We start from the raw sequence: 382 nt of genomic DNA on the forward strand, positions 1-382 counted from the left end.
GATAGCGGAGGCACTGTCGTTGCTCACGCGTTTCCTTCGCTTTCGCCCTTAGCTCCGCCCCGAAAGATCTCGAGGTGGGACGCAGGGGCATTTACTGCACGCAAAACCGCTGAAATCACGGTCAACGGGATCGACTACGAAGTTGGGCCAGACATATCGATTACCGCGGCTCACGGTTGGACAGGTAGCGCACTCGCCGATGACTATGCGCTGACGGGAAACTACGCGGCATTGCTGTTTGGTGCGCTCTACTTTTCCGGCGTTACACAAGTGGATCATCTTGTCCTCGGATTGCCGGTTCACCTCATGGGGGAATTCTCGGGTGCACTCAAAAAGCAATTCCTCGGGAAGTTCGAATTCGGCATCGGCAGCGTTTCAATCG

The 382-nt window shown here is 55.8% G+C and carries 1 protein-coding gene; it reads left to right on the plus strand.

Annotated elements, in window-relative coordinates; all coding sequences use genetic code 11:
* On the plus strand, nucleotides 1-382 hold a 382-nt coding region (locus SB689_RS22640), incomplete at both ends, for a hypothetical protein (protein ID WP_410694323.1).

This window comes from Chryseobacterium sp. SIMBA_038, from assembly GCF_046535115.1.
In the GTDB taxonomy this organism is placed as follows: Bacteria; Bacteroidota; Bacteroidia; order Flavobacteriales; family Weeksellaceae; genus Chryseobacterium.